General features: G+C 67.1%; 19 protein-coding genes and 1 pseudogene. 14 read left to right on the top strand and 6 right to left on the bottom strand.

The window, feature by feature from the left end:
* The first annotated feature begins 39 nt into the window (after window positions 1-39).
* Window positions 40-858 carry a DUF3025 domain-containing protein gene (locus tag IHE46_RS15020; protein ID WP_192165547.1) on the top strand — a complete coding sequence of 273 codons (819 nt, stop codon included), beginning with the start codon at window positions 40-42 and terminating at the stop codon, window positions 856-858.
* A 500-nt stretch (window positions 859-1,358) separates the two neighbouring features.
* On the opposite strand, the pseudogene IHE46_RS17045 reads toward IHE46_RS15020, so the two are convergent.
* Window positions 1,359-1,547: pseudogene (locus IHE46_RS17045) on the bottom strand (hypothetical protein); the annotation flags it as partial.
* A 112-nt stretch (window positions 1,548-1,659) separates the two neighbouring features.
* On the opposite strand from IHE46_RS17045, the gene IHE46_RS15010 reads away from it, so the two are divergent.
* Complete coding sequence (locus tag IHE46_RS15010) at window positions 1,660-2,742, top strand: ADP-ribosylglycohydrolase family protein (protein WP_192165477.1); 1,083 nt, start codon at window positions 1,660-1,662, stop codon at window positions 2,740-2,742.
* Window positions 2,743-2,761: 19 nt separating this feature from the next.
* Entirely contained in the window at window positions 2,762-3,145 is a 384-nt protein-coding gene (locus IHE46_RS15005; RefSeq protein WP_192165476.1) for a VOC family protein, read from the top strand.
* Between the two features lie 36 nt (window positions 3,146-3,181).
* On the opposite strand, the gene greB is transcribed toward IHE46_RS15005, so the two are convergent.
* The 3 genes from greB to IHE46_RS14990 are packed head-to-tail and all read right to left on the bottom strand — an operon-like array spanning window position 3,182 to window position 5,543.
* The gene (gene greB, locus IHE46_RS15000) at window positions 3,182-3,685 is read right to left on the bottom strand and encodes a transcription elongation factor GreB (RefSeq protein WP_192165475.1); all 504 of its coding nucleotides are present in this window, start codon (window positions 3,683-3,685) and stop codon (window positions 3,182-3,184) included.
* A complete protein-coding gene (locus IHE46_RS14995) occupies window positions 3,682-4,299 on the bottom strand; it encodes a DUF998 domain-containing protein (RefSeq protein WP_225563095.1) in 618 nt (205 codons plus the stop codon). Before IHE46_RS14995 ends, greB begins: the two co-directional genes overlap by 4 nt.
* Window positions 4,296-5,543, bottom strand: coding sequence for a hypothetical protein (locus IHE46_RS14990; RefSeq protein ID WP_192165474.1), 1,248 nt, complete (start codon window positions 5,541-5,543; stop codon window positions 4,296-4,298). The genes IHE46_RS14995 and IHE46_RS14990 overlap by 4 nt, the downstream gene beginning before the upstream one ends.
* Window positions 5,544-5,689: 146 nt before the next feature.
* Between IHE46_RS14990 and IHE46_RS14985 the strand changes: the two genes are divergently transcribed.
* A complete protein-coding gene (locus IHE46_RS14985; RefSeq protein WP_192165473.1) occupies window positions 5,690-7,153 on the top strand; it encodes a transglycosylase SLT domain-containing protein in 1,464 nt (487 codons plus the stop codon).
* Between the two features lie 23 nt (window positions 7,154-7,176).
* On the opposite strand, the gene IHE46_RS14980 is transcribed toward IHE46_RS14985, so the two are convergent.
* The gene (locus IHE46_RS14980) at window positions 7,177-7,617 is read right to left on the bottom strand and encodes a hypothetical protein (RefSeq protein ID WP_192165472.1); all 441 of its coding nucleotides are present in this window, start codon (window positions 7,615-7,617) and stop codon (window positions 7,177-7,179) included.
* A 105-nt stretch (window positions 7,618-7,722) separates the two neighbouring features.
* On the bottom strand, window positions 7,723-8,571 hold the full coding sequence (asd, locus tag IHE46_RS14975; RefSeq protein ID WP_192165471.1) for an archaetidylserine decarboxylase: 849 nt from the start codon (window positions 8,569-8,571) through the stop codon (window positions 7,723-7,725).
* A gap of 63 nt (window positions 8,572-8,634) precedes the next feature.
* On the opposite strand from asd, the gene prmB reads away from it, so the two are divergent.
* From prmB to IHE46_RS14925, 10 genes are all read left to right on the top strand, one after another.
* Window positions 8,635-9,555, top strand: coding sequence for a 50S ribosomal protein L3 N(5)-glutamine methyltransferase (gene prmB / locus IHE46_RS14970; protein WP_192165470.1), 921 nt, complete (start codon window positions 8,635-8,637; stop codon window positions 9,553-9,555).
* A gap of 13 nt (window positions 9,556-9,568) precedes the next feature.
* Window positions 9,569-10,123 carry a GNAT family protein gene (locus IHE46_RS14965; protein WP_225563093.1) on the top strand — a complete coding sequence of 185 codons (555 nt, stop codon included), beginning with the start codon at window positions 9,569-9,571 and terminating at the stop codon, window positions 10,121-10,123.
* 33 nt (window positions 10,124-10,156) lie between these two features.
* Window positions 10,157-11,245: a chorismate synthase gene (gene aroC / locus IHE46_RS14960; protein WP_192165468.1), complete on the top strand. Its 1,089-nt coding sequence runs from the start codon at window positions 10,157-10,159 to the stop codon at window positions 11,243-11,245.
* A 23-nt stretch (window positions 11,246-11,268) separates the two neighbouring features.
* Window positions 11,269-12,306 (top strand): D-glycerate dehydrogenase, encoded by a 1,038-nt coding sequence (locus IHE46_RS14955; protein WP_192165467.1) that lies wholly within the window; start codon window positions 11,269-11,271, stop codon window positions 12,304-12,306.
* Entirely contained in the window at window positions 12,303-13,331 is a 1,029-nt protein-coding gene (locus tag IHE46_RS14950) for an aspartate-semialdehyde dehydrogenase (protein WP_192165466.1), read from the top strand. The genes IHE46_RS14955 and IHE46_RS14950 overlap by 4 nt, the downstream gene beginning before the upstream one ends.
* Before the next feature lie 8 nt (window positions 13,332-13,339).
* Window positions 13,340-13,624, top strand: a complete 285-nt coding sequence (locus tag IHE46_RS14945; RefSeq protein ID WP_192165465.1) for a hypothetical protein — start codon at window positions 13,340-13,342, stop codon at window positions 13,622-13,624.
* 205 nt (window positions 13,625-13,829) lie between these two features.
* A complete protein-coding gene (locus IHE46_RS14940; RefSeq protein ID WP_192165464.1) occupies window positions 13,830-16,079 on the top strand; it encodes a FimV/HubP family polar landmark protein in 2,250 nt (749 codons plus the stop codon).
* A 140-nt stretch (window positions 16,080-16,219) separates the two neighbouring features.
* The gene (truA, locus tag IHE46_RS14935; protein WP_192165463.1) at window positions 16,220-16,987 is read left to right on the top strand and encodes a tRNA pseudouridine(38-40) synthase TruA; all 768 of its coding nucleotides are present in this window, start codon (window positions 16,220-16,222) and stop codon (window positions 16,985-16,987) included.
* The gene (locus IHE46_RS14930; RefSeq protein ID WP_192165462.1) at window positions 16,984-17,637 is read left to right on the top strand and encodes a phosphoribosylanthranilate isomerase; all 654 of its coding nucleotides are present in this window, start codon (window positions 16,984-16,986) and stop codon (window positions 17,635-17,637) included. The genes truA and IHE46_RS14930 overlap by 4 nt, the downstream gene beginning before the upstream one ends.
* Window positions 17,634-18,668, top strand: coding sequence for a cupin-like domain-containing protein (locus tag IHE46_RS14925; RefSeq protein ID WP_225563092.1), 1,035 nt, complete (start codon window positions 17,634-17,636; stop codon window positions 18,666-18,668). Before IHE46_RS14930 ends, IHE46_RS14925 begins: the two co-directional genes overlap by 4 nt.
* Window positions 18,669-18,671 lie beyond the last annotated feature (3 nt).

Here is an 18,671-nt window from a genome sequence, read left to right as displayed (position 1 = left end):
CATGACGATTCGCGGAATACCGCGTTCATGGATGTGCGCATGAGATATGTGGCGCCGGCCCGCGACGCGGTCGATCCGCAGGTGTTCCAGCGGATGCCGCTGGCGGATTGGCGAGAGTACGCGGGGTTGATCGAAGGCCGCGATTGGCCTTCGGTCGCGGCACTGAATGCATGTCGCCCTATCGGCATGCGCGAACGTTTCGCGGCGCAAACCCGCGAACTGCTGGCCGATGGCCTGCACTACGAACAGCGCATCGCCGAACACGGCGAAATCGCCACCCGCGAAAACAACTGGCACGATCTGTTCAACGCCCTGGTCTGGCTTCGCCATCCGGCTTTGAAGCGCGCACTCAATGCGCGGCAGATGGCCGAAATCGCCCACATGGGCACAAGACAACGCTCACGGGCCCAATACGCGCTCACCCACTTCGACGAAGCCGGTGTGGTGGTCGCGCTGCGCGATCCGGCGCTGCTCGCACTATGGGACGCGCACGACTGGCATGGCCTGTTCTGGCGCGAGCGTGCGGCGTGGCTGGATGGCCGCATCCAGGTGGAGTTGTTTGGCCATGCCTTGCTCGAGCATGCGCTGACGCCGGGACAGCTGCTTGTGGGGAAAGCCTTGGTGGTGGCTGGGCCAGATGTCTCGACGGCCATGGTTGCCGACGCTTGTGCACATGCAACTCTCACAGGCGAGGTGTTGTGCGATCCGCTGGAACTGCGGCCTTTGCCGTTGGCTGGAGTGCCCGGCTGGCATCCAGGAAATAAGCAGGAAGCGTTTTGTCGCGAGGCAGCGTGTTTTCGACCAGTCAGAATAGGGCGGTGTTACCCTCCAGCGGTTGAATTGCTGGGTCGGTATTGAAAAGCATGTGAGTTACGTGGGGTAAGAGATATTTGCCCTGTTTAAAGCGAGTCCAACGTCCATAGGGGGCTTCATGTCTAGCGAGCTGAAGATCGGCGGCAAATCTTTTGTCGTCGACGATCAAGAGAGCAGCCTGATGCGCGGGACTCCCATTGAATGTAAAGAACAACATCAGGAGCATACGACCTCGGACACTTTGGTGTCTTTCATGAGACCAGAGCCGAAGTCGCCAGCCCCCATTAGACCATCCAGCGTTGCCCCAGACGACATGGCTCGCTCGCGTGTTGCCTTGTATGAACGCCTAGCATCGGGCCGTGTCGGACTGCCAGGGATGCTCTTCATGTGGTTGCTTGTGGGCATACCTGCAATTTCTATGGGATGGGTAATTTGGGTTCAGTGCACCAACAACTTGCCTGTCTTTAGCGAGGAGCCTGGACATTTCATATTACGCATGTTGGTTTTGATAGTAGGAGATGGATTTCTCCTTGCCGCCTTTGTCGTCATGACTGTTTGTACGCTGTTGCAATTTGGACGAGGCAAATCTTCTTCATAAACAGGAAGCGCGTGCGTCCGCCGGACAGTTCCGCCTCGAACTCGTCGTCGAGGCGCCTCTTCAGCGCCGCGCAGGTCAGTGGCGAGTCGATGCTCATCCAGTCCAGCCTAGCATTGGTCTCGTCGGGACCTAAAACGGTGTCAGGTTTACTTAGCTTGTTCGTCTGATGTGGCTCAAGCTCTCCTTTGGAGTGTGTTGGCGTCAAGCGTACGATGACTTGTTTCCGTCGCATTGCAGGGCTCTCCAACATGCCGCAAATCCCGTCTTCCGTTTCAAGAAAAAACCGCATCCAGGGCGCTCTGCTTGGCGCCTTCATCGGCGATGCGCTGGCCCTGGGGCCCCACTGGTACTACGACCTCGACGCCCTCAGGCGCGACTACGGCGACTGGGTCAGCGATTACACGGCACCCAAGCCCGGGCGCTATCACGAGGGATTGCCCGCAGGAGCGTCGTCGCAGGCGGGTTTCATCCTGGCGTTGACGCTGCGCTCGCTGGTGGAGCGCAAGAGCTACGACGAGGAAGACTTCTGCGCGCGGATGGATCGCGAACTCTTTCCGCTGCTGGACGGCACACCGATGGCCGGTCCGGGCGGGTACACCAGCCAGTCGATCCGCGAGGCATGGCGCAAGCGCCATGCCGGCCTGCCGTGGGGGCAGGTAGCGGGGCTGGCGGACAATACCGAGGGGGCGGAGCGTGTGCTGGCCATCGCGGTGCGTTATGCGGGCGAGCCTTCGCAGCTGGCACGGCATGTGAGCAGCAACGTGGCGCTCACTCAGCGCGACCCCACGGTGGGTGCGATGACGCTGGCGTTCGCCGTGGTACTTGGGCAACTGGTGAACGGAGTGGCGCTGAACGGGGACTTGTCCGGCCGGCTGATGGGCATGGTGAAGTCCGGCGAACTGCCGTTCCACACCGTGACCAGCGGCGCGCTGGACGTACCGCAAGGTGCGGAGGCACCCTTGCAGGCGGGGCAGTTCGCCTCGCCCGATGCCTTGCTCACGGTGTCGTCCATCGCACGTGCGGCGCACGACCCCGGCGTGGCCATCGAACCGGCGTCGAAAGTGGGCCTGGTCTATGGCCTGCCGTGCGCGGTGTATCACCAGTTTCCCGCGGCCTATTACCTCGCGGCGCGCTTCCAGGGCGACGTGGAGCAGGGCGTGCTCAATGCGGTGAACGCAGGCGGCCAGAACCAGGCGCGCGCCATGCTCACCGGTGCCCTGTGCGGTGCACTAGGCGGTCTCGAGGCGATTCCCGCGCGCTTCATCGCGGGACTGGAAAAGGGCGAGGAATACCTGGCCTTGGCGGAAACACTGGCGAATCAGGCGAATTGAGGGGCGCAGGAGGCCGTTGATGAAACGCACCTGGACCATCATCGGCGTGGACGATGTCGCCCGCAGTTTCGCGTGGTACCAGCGGCTGTTCGGCCAACCTGCGACGGCGCCCGAGCACGATTACTTCGGACAGATTCTCGATGCGGACGGCACGGTGCTGCTTTGCCTGCATGCATGGGGTGCGCACGATCATCCTTCGCTGACCAGTCCCGGCGTCGCCAAGCCCGGCAACGGCCTTCTGCTGTTCTTCCGCGTCGATGATTTCGAGGCCGCGGTGCAAAGGGCGCGCAGCCTCGTGCCCAGATTGGACGAGGAGCCCGCCCGCAACCCGGCCACGGGAACGCTGGAGTTTGCATTACGCGATCCCGACGGCTACTGCGTCATGGTCAGTGCGCTTTCCTGATGCCCTTGGCGAAGGAGCCCACGTACGGAAACGCGTTCACGCCTCGTAGCGCACATCCACGATCAGGAATCGCGTGCGCCCTCCGGGCAGCTCCGCCTCGAACTCGTCGTCCAGCCGCTTCTTCAGCGCCGCACGCGCCAGCGGCGAGTCGATGCTGATCCAGCCCAGCTTTGCGTCCGTCTCGTCGGGGCCGACGATGCGGTAGGTGACCTCCTCGCCGCTGGCGAGGTTTTCCAGCGCGATCGCGGCGCCGAAGAACACCGCCTCGCGGTCGCCGGGCGATCCTTCGGCCACCTTGAGCGCGGGGATGCGTTTGCTGAGGTAGCGCACACGGCGGTCGATCTCGCCGAGCTGCTTCTTGCGGTAGGTGTACTCGGCGTTTTCCGAGCGATCGCCCTCCGCCGCGGCAGCGGCCAATGCCTTCACCACTTCCGGGCGCAGGGTGTGCCACAGGTGGTCGAGTTCGGCCTTGAGCTTCTCGAAGCCGGCACGGGTGATGATGGCCGTGGAGCCGGGGGAGGGTGGGCGCCAGCGGCTCATGCGTCTGTTCCGTCGTAATGGGGGCTGCGCAGCAGTCGCCATGCGGCGGCGATCAGCCAGCCCAGTATCAGCAGTATCAACATTTTCTGGCTGAGGCCGCGGGGTAGCGTGCGCCAGAATGCCTGCACCCACAGCAGCACGAAACAAAGCGCGGCATACGCGAAGGCGGATCGGAACCAGCGCCGCCAGTGCGGGTCGCCGCGCCATCGCCACGCCTGCAGCAACATGGCGGTGGCCGTGCAGAGGAAAGCGGTCTGTGCCGCCATGCCATGCACGTAGCCGTGCAGCGTGGGCGGTCGGCCCGGCGTATCGGTGGTGGCCAGCACGGTGAGTGCCAGCGCCGCACCGGCCACGACGAACAGCAGCAACGGCGCCCCGCTGCGTGCTGCGGGCATGAGCGCGGAATACGCGCTTGCGCCGAAGAGTGCCAAAGCGAATGCCATGGCGTAGTAGCCGGTGCGCACCATGCCACCCCATGGGCCGATCAGGTAGAAGCTGTTGGGCACGCGCACCCAGTCGAGATCGGGGCGCAGGCATTGCGCGGCGATGCCGGTGGCGAGGAAGACGAGCATGCCGGCAAGCGCGATGGCGGCTGCGGACCGTGTTGCATTCATGCGGCACCCGCCAATTGCCTTTGCAGCAAGGCGATGTCGTTGCGCGATGGATGCTCGGGCCACGCAGCGGCGAGTTTTTCCAGCAGCACTAGGGCCTCGGTGCGATGTTCGGTCTGCGCTCCCAGCAAGCGCGCGACGAGCAGGCCGTAATGCGGCACGTGTTCGTCGCGTGGCCAGTGCGCGAGATAGCCGCGACCGAGATGGATGGCCAGGCGCCCCATGCCCAGGCGTGCGGCGAGGTCGGCCAGTTCGCCGCAGGTGCGCGGATCGTCGGGGACGAACACAGGATCGATGCCGCAGCATTCCTGCACCAGGCCCAGGGCGCGACGCGCTTCGTGTTGTGCGACCAATGCGGCGATCCAGATCTGGGCGTGCACCAGCAGATCGTCGCGCAAACCCTGGCGATGCAGCAGCTCGCGGTAGAGCTGGTGCACCGGCGCGGGTGCATTGCGCTGGCGCAGGCGATCGGCCAGCTGGTGTAGCGCCGCGACAGGATCGTTGCCGGCCAGCGTGCGGGTTGCATCGACAAGACGGGTGTCCTCGTCCTGCCCGCTGGCCTCGGCGAGTTTCGGCGCCTCGGGCTCCAGGCCGAAGCGTTCGTGGCGCTGGTGGATCAATGCGCCCATCAGGTGGAAGGCCAGCACGATCAGATAGGTGTAGGCGAAGCCGAACAGCGGCAGCGCGACGAAGCGCGGCACCAGGTGGGAGGTGAATGCCGCCAGCGCGAGCAGCGCGCCCAGCAGCAGGTTGATCGCCACTGGCACCAGGTAGGCACCGCCGAAGCCATGCGCGGTGCGCCACCAGGTGGCCGGGTTGAGGGCCAGCAGCACGTTGCCGTCGAAGGCCAGCGACATGTCGATGGCCGGCGGCGCCAGCACCAGTATCGGGACCAGCAGCCACAACGCGGCCGGAGCCAGCCACGCGCAGGCGATGAACAACGCCCCCGCGGCCAGATGGATCAGGGTGAGCGCCCAGCCCGTCGCGCCGGCTTCGTCCACGCCGACGTCCGGAGGATTGGCGTAGCCATGCGCGGTGTGCTGCAGGCACTCGGCGGCGTAGCGCCAGGTGGCGGCCCACACCAGCAGGCTGGCCAGCGTACCGATGGCAGGCAGCAGGCCTGCCCAATGCGCCAGCGCGAGTGCCGTGCAGGTGGCCAGTCCGGCACCGCGCAACGGATAACCGAAGCCGGTGGCGAGACGTTCGCCGAACGGCGTATCGGCGGCGACGGTTTCGACGCGCGGCATCAGCGCGTCTCGCCAGCCAGGATGTCGCTCATGGGAACCTCTTCGCCGAAACCGGATCCGATTGTAGCCAGCCGCAAGATTTCACTTCATTGAGTATGCGGATGCCGCGGGCTATGGTGTCGCACTTTCGTCGGGTGGTTTTTCTCATGCGGTCTGTACGTCTTGTTCGTTCCTTGCGTCTGGCTCCATTGGCGGCTGCGCTGGTTCTGTTGGCCGCCTGTGCCAGCCCGGGGCCGACCAAGCCGACGGTGACCGCGCTTTATGCGCAGCTCGACCAGGCCACGCAGGGCTACGAAACGGCGCTGCAGCAGGTGCGTGCCGGCAATGTCGCCGCAGGCCAGCAGACGCTGAACCAGGCGCTGGACACGGTGAAGAACGCCTCCGTCCGCTGCGGCAGCACGCCCGGCTGCGATACGCAGCGCTTCTTCTCCGCGTACGACCACATGCTGCGGGCGAAGGACGGCAGTTCCATCGGCGACGAGAACGACGACGGCGATCCGCAGACCGGCATGGCGCTGGACCAGCATGGCCCGGCCGTGCTGCCCGAGGCGCAGCGCAGCGTGACCTTGCTGCACGGCCAGAAGCTCTCGGAGCTGATCGCGATGAACGGCGCGGTGAAGGCCGCATTGCAGATGTGGCTGACGCAATGGCGCCCGAACCTGATCGACGCGTGGATCAGCTACCAGTACATGCGCAGCGAAATGTGGCCCGCGTACAAGCAGGCCGATCTGCCCGAGGCGCTGCTGTTCGGCATCATGGCCAAGGAATCCGGCGGCAAGGTGCATGCGGTGTCGCGCTCCGGCGCGGCCGGCCCGCTGCAGTTCATGTACGCCACGGGCATGCGCTTCGGCCTCACCACCGACGACGGTTTCGACATGCGTTTCGACCCAGCCGCCTCGGCGCGCGCGAACGCCGAGTACATGGACGAGCAGCTGGCGGTATTCAACGACAACCTGGAGCTGACCATCGGCGCCTACAACACCGGCGAGGGCCGCATGCGCCGGCTGGTGGGCGACGACACCAAGGTGAGCTTCTACGATCCGCGCATCTACAACCAGCTTTCGCAGGAAACGCGCGACTACGTGCCTTCGGTGCTGGCGGCGGCGTGGCTGTTCCTGCATCCGGACAGCTACAACCTGCGCTTCCCGAAGATCGACGGCGCGCCCGGCAGCATCACGCTGAAGCGGCCGGCGTCGCTGAGCGAGCTCACCGTGTGCCTGGGTTCGGCCGGCGGCATGGAGGAAGGCTGGTTCCGCACCTTGCGCAACCTCAACCCGCGGCTCGATCCGCAGCAGGAGCAGCCGGCGGGCGCGGTGCTGCAGGTGCCGAAGCTGCTGGAGCAGCCGTATGCCGCGCGTTGCGAGGACGGCCCGTGGCCCATCCTCGCCACCGATCTGCATAACGCCGCCGCGCCGGTGGTGGACGATCCGCCGCCGCCACCGCCGGGTCCGGTCGGTGTCCGCCGTTACACGGTGCGCCGTGGCGATACGCTGGTGGGCATCGTGCGCAAGCTGCGCTGCTCCAGCGTGCAGGAAGTCGCCGAGATGAACCATCTGCACCACCAGCACATCTCGGTAGGGCAGGCGCTGAAGGTGCCGGAGTGCCGTTGAGCCGCGCCGCCGGTTGAGACCGGTCAGGCGGTGGCGCCTGCGTTCATCCAATCCTTGACCGGATCGGCTACCGGGCGATGCAGGCGCTTCAGCTCGTTCACCAGCTGCAGCACCTGGCGGTGTTGCGGCAGCAGCCGGTCCTGCGGCGAATGCTTGGTTTCGTGATAGGCCACGGCCAGCCACAGCGCGATGCCGCGCATGGCCACTTCGGGGTTGTCCGAGCGGGCCCGCTCGTAACCGGCATCGGTGCCCTGGCCCCAGGGCAGGTAACGCGCTTCCGGCGCGGTGCCGTACAGGTGCGGGAACTCGCTGCGCGTGGCATGGCCGATCTCGCGCAGGGTCTGCACGCTCAGCTGGGTGCGGCTGCGCTGGGGCAGGGCATGGACGCGGCGCGCGATCTCCCGCAATTGGCGGTTGAGCTGGTGGGCGCGAAAGAAGGCGATGGCCGGACTGAGCAGTTGCATGAAATCCCCGTCCCCAGACGCCGCGACGGCCGCGGCTAAGGCCGGGAGAATACCGGCGGTCGCATCGTGCGACGCGCCCAGTGCGTCACAAAATGACGTGTTGCGTCAGTTTTCCCGTGTGCAGACGCCCAGCCGCTGCCCTACCTTCACCGCCTGCTGCGGTGCCAGCCCGTCCAGCTCGGCCAGGGTTTCGGGCAACAGCAGGATCACGGTGGAGCCCATGTTGAAGCGCGCCATCTCGGCGAAACGCTCCAGCGTGATGTTCTGCCCGGCGAACGACTTGCGCCGGATCGAGGACGCATAAGGCGGGATCACCAGCCCATCCCACACGGTGGCCACGGAAGACACCAGGATCGCCCCCACCATCACCACCACGAACGGCCCGCGCGGACTCTCGAAATGGCAGACCAGCCGCTCGTTGCGCGCGAACAGGCGGGGGATGGCTTCCACCGCGAACGGCGCCACGCTGAAGATGCGCCCCGGCACGTGCACGGTTTCGCGCAGCGTGCCGGCCAGCGGCATGTGCACGCGGTGGTAGTCGCGCGGCGACAGGTACACCGTGACGAAGCGGCCGTTGCGGTAGGGGGCGGCGGAAGCATCGTCGCCCAGCAATTCGGCGGCGGTGTATTCCTGCCCCTTGGCCTGGAAGATGCGCCCGTCCACGATTTTGCCGGCCTGGCTGATGCGGCCGTCGGCGGGCGAGAGCAGGGCGGCCGGGTCGCCGTCGGCCTGGCGTGCGCCGGGCTTGAGCTTGCGGGTGAAGAAGGCATTGAAGTGCTGGTAGGCCAGCGGATCGGGCTGCGCCGCTTCGGCCATGTCCACGTCGTAGTTGCGCACGATGGTGGAGATCAGCCAGTTCTTCCAGGGCGCGAACGTCCAGCGCGTGCCCCAATAGACCAGGCGCGACAGGAAGCGGTGCGGAAGGATGTATTGGAGCAATACTTTGAAAGTCATCCAGCCAGTATACGGGGCTCGCGTTTATAATCAGCGGTCTTTTTGCCGCGCCGTGGGCCGCCCGTGACCGCCGAACTCGCCACCATCATCGACTTCATCCGCTACGGCGCCAGCCGCTTCTCGGCCGCCGGGCTGACCTTCGGCCACAGCCACGACAACCCCATCGACGAGGCCACCCACCTGGTGCTCGCCAGCCTGCACCTGCCGCCGGACATCCCGCCGGCCTACGGCGCGGGCCGGCTCACCGCCGAGGAGCGTGCGAACGTGCTGGCGCTGATCGAGCGCCGCGTCAGCGAGCGCCTGCCGGTGGCCTATCTCGTCGGCGAAACCTGGTTCGCCGGCCTGAAGTTCAAGAGCGACCGCCGCGCCCTGGTGCCGCGGTCGCCGATCGCCGAGCTGATCGAGTCCGGCTTCGCGCCCTGGCTGGACGAGCGCCACGTCGAACGCGCGCTCGACCTGTGCACCGGTTCCGGCTGCATCGGCATCGCGATGGCGGAATACAACCCGGACTGGTGCGTGGACATCGTGGACATCAGCGACGAAGCGCTGTCGCTGGCACGCGAGAACATCGTGTTCCAACACGTGGAATCGCGCGTGGAGGCGGTGAAGTCCGATCTGTTCGAAGGCGTGCGCGGGCGCAAGTACGACCTGATCGTCTCCAACCCGCCCTACGTCACCGAAGACGAATACGCCGCGCTGCCCGGCGAGTACGCACACGAGCCCAAGCTCGGCCTCACCTCGGGCGAGGACGGCCTGGACATCTGCCTGCGCATCCTGGACGAGGCGGCCGGCCTCCTCACCGACGACGGCCTGCTGATCGTCGAGGTGGGCGAGAGCGAGCACGCGCTGGCCGCGCTGCTGCCGGAAGTGCCCTTCGTGTGGATCGAGTTCAAGGTGGGCCAGATGGGTGTGTTCGCGCTGGAGCGGCGCGACCTGGTCGAGCATCGCGCGTCGATCCATGCCGCCGCGGCCGCGCGACGTTGAGCCGATGGAGCTGATGACGGCCCGTTTGCGGCTGGACGCTCTGCGGCAAGGCGATGCCGAGGCATTGTTCCGCTACCGCGCCGACCCCGAGGTCTGCCGTTATCAAGGCTGGCGACCGGCGGCATTGGCCGAGGCCGAGCGTTTCATCGAGGACCAGTCGGCGCTGGCCGAGCCAGTGCAGGCCCAGTGGTTCCAGCGCGCCATCCGCGATCGCGTTGACGGCGTGCTGATCGGCGACGTCGGCTTCTGCATGGCCGACGGGCAGGCCGAATTCGGCATCACGCTGGCGCCTGCCGTCCAAGGCAAAGGCCTCGCCCGCGAAGCGCTGCATGCATTGTTCGGCTGGCTATTCGGCGGCCAGGGCATCCATCGCGTGCATGCGTCGGTCGATCCGCGCAATGCCCCGAGCATGGCGATGCTGCAGGCGCTGGGCATGCGCAAGGAGGCTCATTTCCGCGAAAGCCTGCTGTTCCGTGGCGAATGGGTCGACGATGTCGTTTTCGGACTGCTGGCGCGCGAATGGGCCGATCTCGCGGCGAAGGGCGCAGGAATTGCTGCATCGCGGTAAGCTGTGGGGGTCTTCTTCGGACGTCCAAATCCCGTGTCCAGCAATTCCTTCGGCAAGCTCTTCACCGTCACCACCTTCGGCGAAAGCCACGGGCCGGCCATCGGCTGCGTGATCGACGGCTGTCCGCCCGGGCTGCCGATCAGCGAGGAAGAGTTCCGTCAGGATCTCGACCGCCGCGCCACCGGCAAGAGCCGGCACACCTCGCAGCGCCGCGAGGCGGACGAGGTGGAAATCCTCTCCGGCGTATTCGAGGGCAAGACCACTGGCACGCCCATCGCGCTGCTGATCCGCAACACCGACCAGCGCAGCAAGGACTACGGCGACATCGCCTCGACCTTCCGTCCGGGGCATGCCGACTACACCTACTGGCAGAAATACGGCATCCGCGACCCGCGCGGCGGCGGCCGCTCGTCTGCGCGCGAGACCACGATGCGCGTGGCGGCCGCCGTGATCGCGAAGAAATGGCTGGCCGAGCGCCACGGCGTGCGCGTGCGCGGCTATCTCGCCCAGTTGGGCAGCATCGCGCCGTCCGGCTTCGATTGGGACGCGGTCGAGCAGAACCCGTTCTTCTGGCCCTGCGCGGAGCAGGTGCCCGAACTCGAAAAGGCCATGGACGCACTGCGCAAATCGGGCGACTCGGTCGGCGCGCGCGTCAGCGTGGTGGCCGAAGGCGTGCCGCCGGGCTGGGGCGAGCCGATCTACGGCAAGCTGGACGGCGACCTCGCGAGCGCGCTGATGTCGATCAACGCGGTGAAGGGCGTCGAGATCGGCGACGGTTTCGCCGCGGTTTCCCAGCACGGCAGCGAACACCGCGACGAAATGCGTTTGGACGGCTTTACGTCCAATCATGCGGGTGGCATTCTTGGCGGCATCAGCACGGGTCAGGCGGTGATCGCCTCGATCGCGCTGAAGCCCACCTCCAGCATCCTGATCCCCGGCCGCAGCGTGAACCTGGCCGGCGAGCAGGTGGACGTGGTCACCAAGGGTCGCCACGATCCTTGCGTCGGCATCCGTGCCACGCCCATCGCCGAGGCGATGATGGCGCTGGTGCTGATGGACCACGCCTTGCGCCATCGCGCGCAATGCGGCGACGTGGGCATCGTTGCGCCGCGCATCCCCTGAGGCAGCGGCGCGCTGGAGTGAGCATGGCAGGCAACAAACCGGTCGTCTGGGTGTCGCGCCCCACCTTCGACAGCGAGATCGCGCGGCTGTTGCCGCATTTCGAAGTGCGCGAGGAAGCGGCGGAAGTGAAGTTCGCCTCTGCCGATCTGGCCGCGAAGCTGGCCGGTTGCGACGCCGCCATCGTGGGTCTGAAGGATCGCGTTGGCGCGGCGGAAATCGCCGGCGCACAGCGGCTGCGCATCGTCGCCAACCTCGGCGTGGGTTACGACAACCTCGACGTGACTGCGCTCACCGCGGCCGGCATCGCCGCCAGCAACACGGCCGACGTGCTCAACGAGAGCGTGGCCGATTTCGCGTGGGCCCTGCTGCTGGGCGCCGCGCGTCGCGTCGGCGAGGCCGAGCGCTGGCTGCGCGCGGGGCAGTGGCATGCCACTGGCTTCAAGGCCTGGCTGGGTATCGACGTGCGCGGACGCACGCTGGGCATCCTGGGCATGGGCCGCATCGGCCAGGCCATCGCGCGGCGCGCGCAGGGCTTCGGCATGCCGGTGCTCTACCACAACCGTTCGCGCCTGCCCGAAACCACCGAGCGCGAATGCCGCGCTCGCCTGGTGGACAAGGCCACGCTGCTGCGCGAATCCGATTTCCTGGTGCTGGTGCTGCCGCTGACGCCGCAGACGCGCCACGCCATCGGCGCCGCCGAGCTGGCGCAGATGAAGCCCACCGCGGTGCTGGTGAACGTGGCGCGCGGCGGCATCGTGGACGATGCGGCGCTGGCCGCCGCATTGCGCGAAGGCCGCCTTGCCGCCGCCGGGCTGGACGTGTTCGAGGGCGAGCCGAAGGTGCATCCCGACCTGCTCGCGCTGGACAACGCGCTGCTCAGCCCGCATATCGCCAGCGCCACGACCGAAACGCGCCGTGCCATGACCGCCGTGGCGGTGGACAATGTGCTGGCCCTGTTCAGCCACGGCCCGCATGCCGGGTCTCCGCCGAACCTCTTGAATTCCGAAGCGCTGGTCGTGGCCCGCGCCCCTTTCCCCACCCGTGAAGAACCCACCCGATGAGCAAGAAGAGCAGTTACAAGGTTGCGATGGTCGGCGCCACCGGCGCCGTGGGCGAGACCCTGCTTTCGATTCTCGCCGAACGCCAGTTCCCGGTCAGCGAGCTGGTGCCGCTGGCGAGCGAGCGTTCCGCCGGCAGCAAGGTGGAGTTCGCGGGCAAACAGGTGACGGTGCGCAACCTCGACGACTACGACTTCGCGGGCGTGGACATCGCGTTCTTCTCCGCCGGCGGCTCGGTGAGCAAGGTGCATGCGCCGCGTGCGGCGGCGGCCGGCGCGGTGGTGATCGACAACACCTCCGAGTTCCGCTACCAGGACGACATCCCGCTGGTGGTGAGCGAGGTGAATCCGCACGCCATTGCGCAGTACGCTGCCCGCGGCATCATCGCCAACCCCAACTGCTCGACCATGGGCATGCTGGTGGCGCTGGCGCCGATCCATCGCGCGGCGGGCATTGAGCGCATCAACGTGGCCACCTACCAGTCGGTTTCCGGTGCGGGCCGTTCGGGCATGGAGGAGCTGGGCAAGCAGACCGCGGCCCTGCTGAATTTCCAGGACGTGGAGTCGAAGAAGTTCTCCAAGCAGATCGCCTTCAACGTGATCCCGCACATCGACGACTTCCAGCCCAACGGCTACACCAAGGAGGAGATGAAGATGGTGTGGGAAACGCGCAAGATCCTCGAGGACGACTCCATCCAGGTGAACCCCACGGCGGTGCGCGTGCCGGTGTTCTACGGCCATTCCGAGGCGGTGCACATCGAGACCCGCGACAAGATCACCGCCAAGCAGGCCCGCGAACTGCTGGAGCAGGCCGAGGGCGTGGTGGTGATGGACGAGCGCAAGGCGGGCGGCTATCCCACCCCGGTGGGCGATGTGGCCGGCAAGGACCCGGTCTACGTGGGGCGCATCCGCGAGGACATCTCGCACGACCACGGCCTCGACCTGTGGGTCGTCTCCGACAACATCCGCAAGGGCGCAGCGCTGAACGCCGTGCAGATCGCCGAACTGCTGATCGAGGACTACCTGTGAGGCGCGGCATGGTTGGTCTGGTCCTGGCAGGCGCGCTGCTGGCGCCGGCGCTGTGGGCGCAATCCCAGCCTGCCGCCACGGCGCAGGTTTCCAAGGATGCGCGCAAGGACGCGGCAGCCGTCGCCAAGCAGCGTACTGCGGTGCAGCAATTGCAGAACGACGTGGCCGCGCAAGAGGCCAGCAGCAAGGCGGCGGCGGAAAAGCTCAAGGAGCAGGACGCGGAAATCACCAGATTGCAGGAGCAATTGCAGGCGACGCAGCAGGCCGGGGAGGCCGCAAGGTCGCAGCATTGAGTGTCGCCTGGCCAGTCTGGGGGCCTTGAGCGGGTTGCCGGATTGGCCGCCAATTTCTGGAATGCGTAGCAGCAATGCGCCGCAAGTCTTCGATACGCCTATTGTTGATACGCCTGCATCTAACTAAAGTGACGCCCTATCTGGCTGAAGCGCCGCCATCGTGGCGGCCTCGCCGGAGGCTACGGCTTGTTCGGGGGAACACCTGATGAATCGTTCGTTGAAACTGCCATTGCTGATGGCCTTGGCGCTTGGCAGCGGTCATGCGTTGGCGATGGACCTTGGGCAGATCCGGGTCAAGTCCGCGCTTGGTCAGCCCTTGCTGGCCGAAATCCCCGTGCAGCAGGCCACGCCGGCAGAGTTGCAGCAGCTCAGCGTGCGCCTGGCTTCGGGGGATGCATCCAGCGGAGGGTCCTCCATACCGTTGCATGTCTCCGTGGTCGATGGCGGCAAGCTGATCCGCATCACCAGCGATACGGCGGTCAACGATCCCTTCCTGGACCTGCTGCTCGAAAGCCAGAAGAACGTTCACGAATTCACCATCCTGCTCGATCCGCCCGGCAGCAACCGCGCCCTGCCGCTGGCACAGCTGCCGCCGCCCACCCGCACGTCGAAATCGGCGGCTGCGTCCGCGCCTTCCCATACCCGTCCGTCCGAGCATGCGTCGGAGCAGGAAGCGAACGGCCGTTTCGGACCGATCGAGCGGGGCCAGAACCTGTCTACGGTGGCCCGTCAGACGGCGCCGGCCGGCGTCGACCTCAACCAGATGCTGCTGGCGCTCAAGCAGGCCAATCCCGATGCGTTCTATCACGACAACATCAACGCGCTGAAAGCTGGCGCGGTGCTGCGCATCCCCAGCAAGGCCGATGCCGAGGCGATCGCCGTGGCGGCCGCAGCCGCGGAAGTGCGCCGCCAGAACGGCGACTGGCGCAATGGCACGGTGGGCAGCGCCCCGACGACCGTGGCCGATGCCGGTACGCGAGCCTCCACGTCCAGTTCGCCCACGTCAGCCGCGGGCAGCGCAAGCGACCATCTGGCCCTGGTTCCGGCAAAGCAGGGCGGCAAGGCCGGCGGAACGTCCGGTAGCGGGGAGGGCGGCAATGCCTTGCGCCAGGACTTGCAGCGCAGCCAGGAAACCCTCGCCAGCCTGCAGCAGCAGGATGAGGACCTGAAGTCGCGCCTGAAGGACCTCACCGACATCAACGGCAAGAATCAGCGCCTGCTGGCCCTCAAGGACAACGAAATCGCCGAGCTGCAGCAAAAGCTGGCCGCGGCGCGCAAGGCGGCCGGCATGCCGGCCGAGGCAGTTCCAGCGGCGACTGCAGTTGCTGCGGCCGCTGCGAATGCTCCTGCCCAGCCGGCGGCCAAGCCAGCCGGTGCCGGCACGGCCGCGGCTCCTTCCGCCAGCAGCACGACGGCGTCGAACGCTGCCGCGAAAGCGGCGTCGGTTCCGGGCAGCGCCTCGACGGCACCCGCCGTGGCAAGTAAGCCCGCGCCGGTCGCGACATCGGCCAAGACCGCACCGTTGAAGCCGAGCGCCAGCAAGCCGGCGCCCGTCAATGAAGAACCCTGGTACTCGCAGCTCTGGGTCGAAGCGCTGGGTGGCGTCATCCTTCTGCTGGTCTTGCTGGGCCTGCTGCGTCGCCGCGGCGCGGCGAAGCCTGCCGCCGCGCCGTCGCGCACGGCGCCTTCGCTGGCCGACCGGTTCGAAGCCTCGCCGCCGCTGGGCAGCACCGGCGATGCCGAACTGGATGCGCTGCTCGACCAACTGGCCGAGCACCCCGACGACATCGGCCTGCATCTCGAACTGGTCAGCCTGTACTACGACCGCCGCGACGTCGAGCATTTCGAAGCAGCGGCAGAGGCCATGCATGCCCACGTCAGCGACGTGCACCAGGAAGAGTGGCAGGAAGTGGTCCACATGGGCGAGGAACTGGCGCCCAGCCATCCGCTGTTTGCGCAGCATGGCGCCATGTCGGCGGACGAGCTCGAGGCGCACCACGAGTTCGACATCGACCGGTACGCCGCCGAGCCTGTTGCGGCGCCCGCGCCCGCACCCACGCCTGCCGGTCCGCCGCCGATGCCGGCGGGTCCGGTGAAGGTGAGCGAGTACAGCTACAGCTTCGACATCACGCCCGTGCACGACAACGCAGCCAAGTCGGCCGACGAAGCCGGTTCGGACAGCGCGCATCACGCCGCGGAACCCGCCGAGGCGGCCCATGCGCCGGCACCGAGCTGGCATTTCGACGAGCCGGAGATGCAGGTGCAGCCGGCCGGGCACGACATCGAGCCGCGCGAGTTCAGCGACGATCCGGTGGACACCAAGCTCGACCTGGCTCGCGCCTATATGGATATGGGCGATCCCGAAGGCGCCCGCGCCATGCTCGAGGAAGTGCTGCACGAAGGCAGCCAGATGCAGCGCGACGTCGCCAAGCGCCTGCTCGACGACCTGCACTGAGCACCGCGTCGTACGGGTGATCCGCAAACGGGCCGGCCATGCCGGCCCGTTTGCTTCACGAGCCCGTACATGGCTTCCAGGCGTTCCGTGTTGGAGGAGCGCCCTGTTACGCTCACCGCTTTGAATCGACAGCACGATCCATGCGCATCGCCCTGGGCATCGAATACGACGGCACCGACTTCCTCGGCTGGCAGCGCCTGACCCACGGCAACACGGTGCAGGGCGCGCTGGAGCAGGCCTTGTCGAAGGTCGCCGCGCAGCCGGTCGAAGTGACTTGTGCGGGCCGCACCGATGCCGGCGTGCACGGCCGCTGCCAGGTGGTGCATTTCGACGCGCCGGTGGAACGCGAGATGCGCAGCTGGCAGTTAGGTGCCACCTCCAACCTCCCGCTCAGCGTGGCGGTGCTGTGGGCGCAGCCGGTGGCGGAGGATTTCCATGCGCGCTTTTCCGCGCGCAGCCGGCGCTATCGCTACACCATCCTCAACCGGCCGATGCGCGCGGCGCTGGATGCGCGCTATGTCACCTGGGAACGCCTGCCGCTGGATGCCGCCCGCATGCATGCCGCGGCCCAGGCGCTGCTGGGCGAACACGATTTCTCCGCGTTTCGCGCGGTCTCCTGTCAGGCCACCCACCCGCGTCGCTGCGTGCTGGCGGTAAGCGTACGGCGTGAGGGCGAGCAGGTGATCGTGGAGATCGAGGCGAATGCTTTCCTGCATCACATGGTGCGCAACATCGTCGGTTCGCTGCTGCCGGTGGGGCGCGGCGAGCAGCCGGCGGAGTGGGTCGCCGAACTGCTGGCCGGCCGTAATCGCGAAGTGGCCGGGCCCACCGCGCCATCGTCAGGGCTGACTTTCCTTGGGCCGCGTTACGAAGCGCACTGGGGCTTGCCGGCGGAGGTTTCGCAATGACCCGTATCAAGTGCTGCGGCATGACCCGCACCGAGGACGCCCTGCTGGCCGCAAGGCTGGGGGCGGATGCGATCGGCCTGGTGTTCACCGCGCGCAGCAAGCGGCGGGTGGCGCTGGAACAGGCGCAGGCGATCCGTCGCGCGTTGCCGCCGTTCGTGGATGCCGTGGCCTTGTTCATGGACGACGAGGCCAGTCTGGTCGATGAAGTCATTGCAGCGGTGCAGCCGGATCTTCTGCAATTCCATGGCGGCGAAGCCGACGGCTGGTGCGCGCAGTTCGGACGCCCGTACCTCAAGGCCATCGCGATGGGAGAGGGGGCCGGCGCACTGCCGCGCCTGCAGGATTACCCGCGTGCCGCCGCGCTGCTGCTGGACGGCCACGCCGCGGGCGAGGCCGGCGGCAGCGGCAAGGCCTTCGACTGGTCGCTGCTGCCTCGTGACCTTGCGCAGCCGGTGATCCTCGCCGGCGGCCTGCACGCGGGCAACGTGGGTGCGGCGATACGCGTGGCGCGGCCGTGGGCGGTGGACGTGGCCAGCGGCGTGGAGTCGGCGCCGGGCATCAAGGATGCCGGCAAGTTGCGGGATTTCATCGCGGCGGTGCGCGCCGCGGACGAGGCGCACCGTACAAACCAGGGGGACGGCAAACCATGAGCGAAGGTTCCAGCACGGTGCCCGTGCCGGCTGCGATGGAGGAGTATCGGGTCGATGCCGATCATCCTTTCGACCCGCACATCCTGGTCGACCGCGATCGCCCGCTGGTGATCCGCGGACTGGTGCGCGACTGGCCGATCGTGCAACTGGCACTGCAGTCGGATACTGCTTTCGCGCAGCGGCTGGCCGAGCTGGACAACGGCGCCGAAGTCAGCACCCTGATGGTGGCGCCGGAAGCCGACGGCATCGTCGGCTACTCGGCGGACCTGGGCGAGATGAGCTACCAGCACTTCAAAGTGCCGGTGACCATGGGCCTGCAGCGGCTGGCCAACTACAGCCGGCGGGAGAACGCGCCGGCGCTGGTAATCCAGAGCGCACGTGTGCGCGAATGCCTGCCGGGCCTGCTGGAAGACCACCGGCTGCCGTTCCTCGATTCCGCGGTGGAGCCGCGCCTGTGGATGGGCAACAAGGCCACCACGCCCACGCATTTCGACTCGATGCGCAACATCGCCTGCGTGTTGTGCGGCGCGCGGCGCTTCACCCTGTTTCCGCCGGAGCAGTTGCCCAACCTCTACATCGGTCCGCTGGATTTCGCGCCCACCGGCGCGGCGATCAGCCTGGCGCGGCTGGACCGGCCCGACGACCCGCGCTACCCGCGCCTGAAGCAGGCGCTGGCCGCCGCGCAGGTGGCGGAGCTGCATCCCGGTGACGCGATCTACATCCCGCCGCTGTGGTGGCACAACGTGGAGTCGCTGCAGCAGCTCAACGCGCTGATGAACTATTGGTGGAGCCCGGTGGACGTGCCCGGCTACAACTCCGGCTATGCGAGGGCGGCGCTGTTCCATTGCCTGCTGGCCTTCCGCGAGCTGCCGGTGGCGGAGCGGGAGCAGTGGCGAAGGCTGCTGGATTACTACGTGTTCGGCGGCGAGGAAACCGTGGCGCACATCCCGGAGCATCGCCGCGGCGTGCTGGGACCGCAGACGCCGGAGATCGTGGAGAAACTGAAGGAGGGTGCGCGGCAGAATCTCTGAGCG

It is taken from the genome of Rhodanobacter sp. DHG33 (assembly GCF_014843005.1).
Classification (GTDB): domain Bacteria; phylum Pseudomonadota; class Gammaproteobacteria; order Xanthomonadales; family Rhodanobacteraceae; genus Rhodanobacter_A.
The sequence above is the reverse complement of the archived record's forward strand: the minus strand, read 5'-3'. Positions and strand labels throughout refer to the sequence as shown.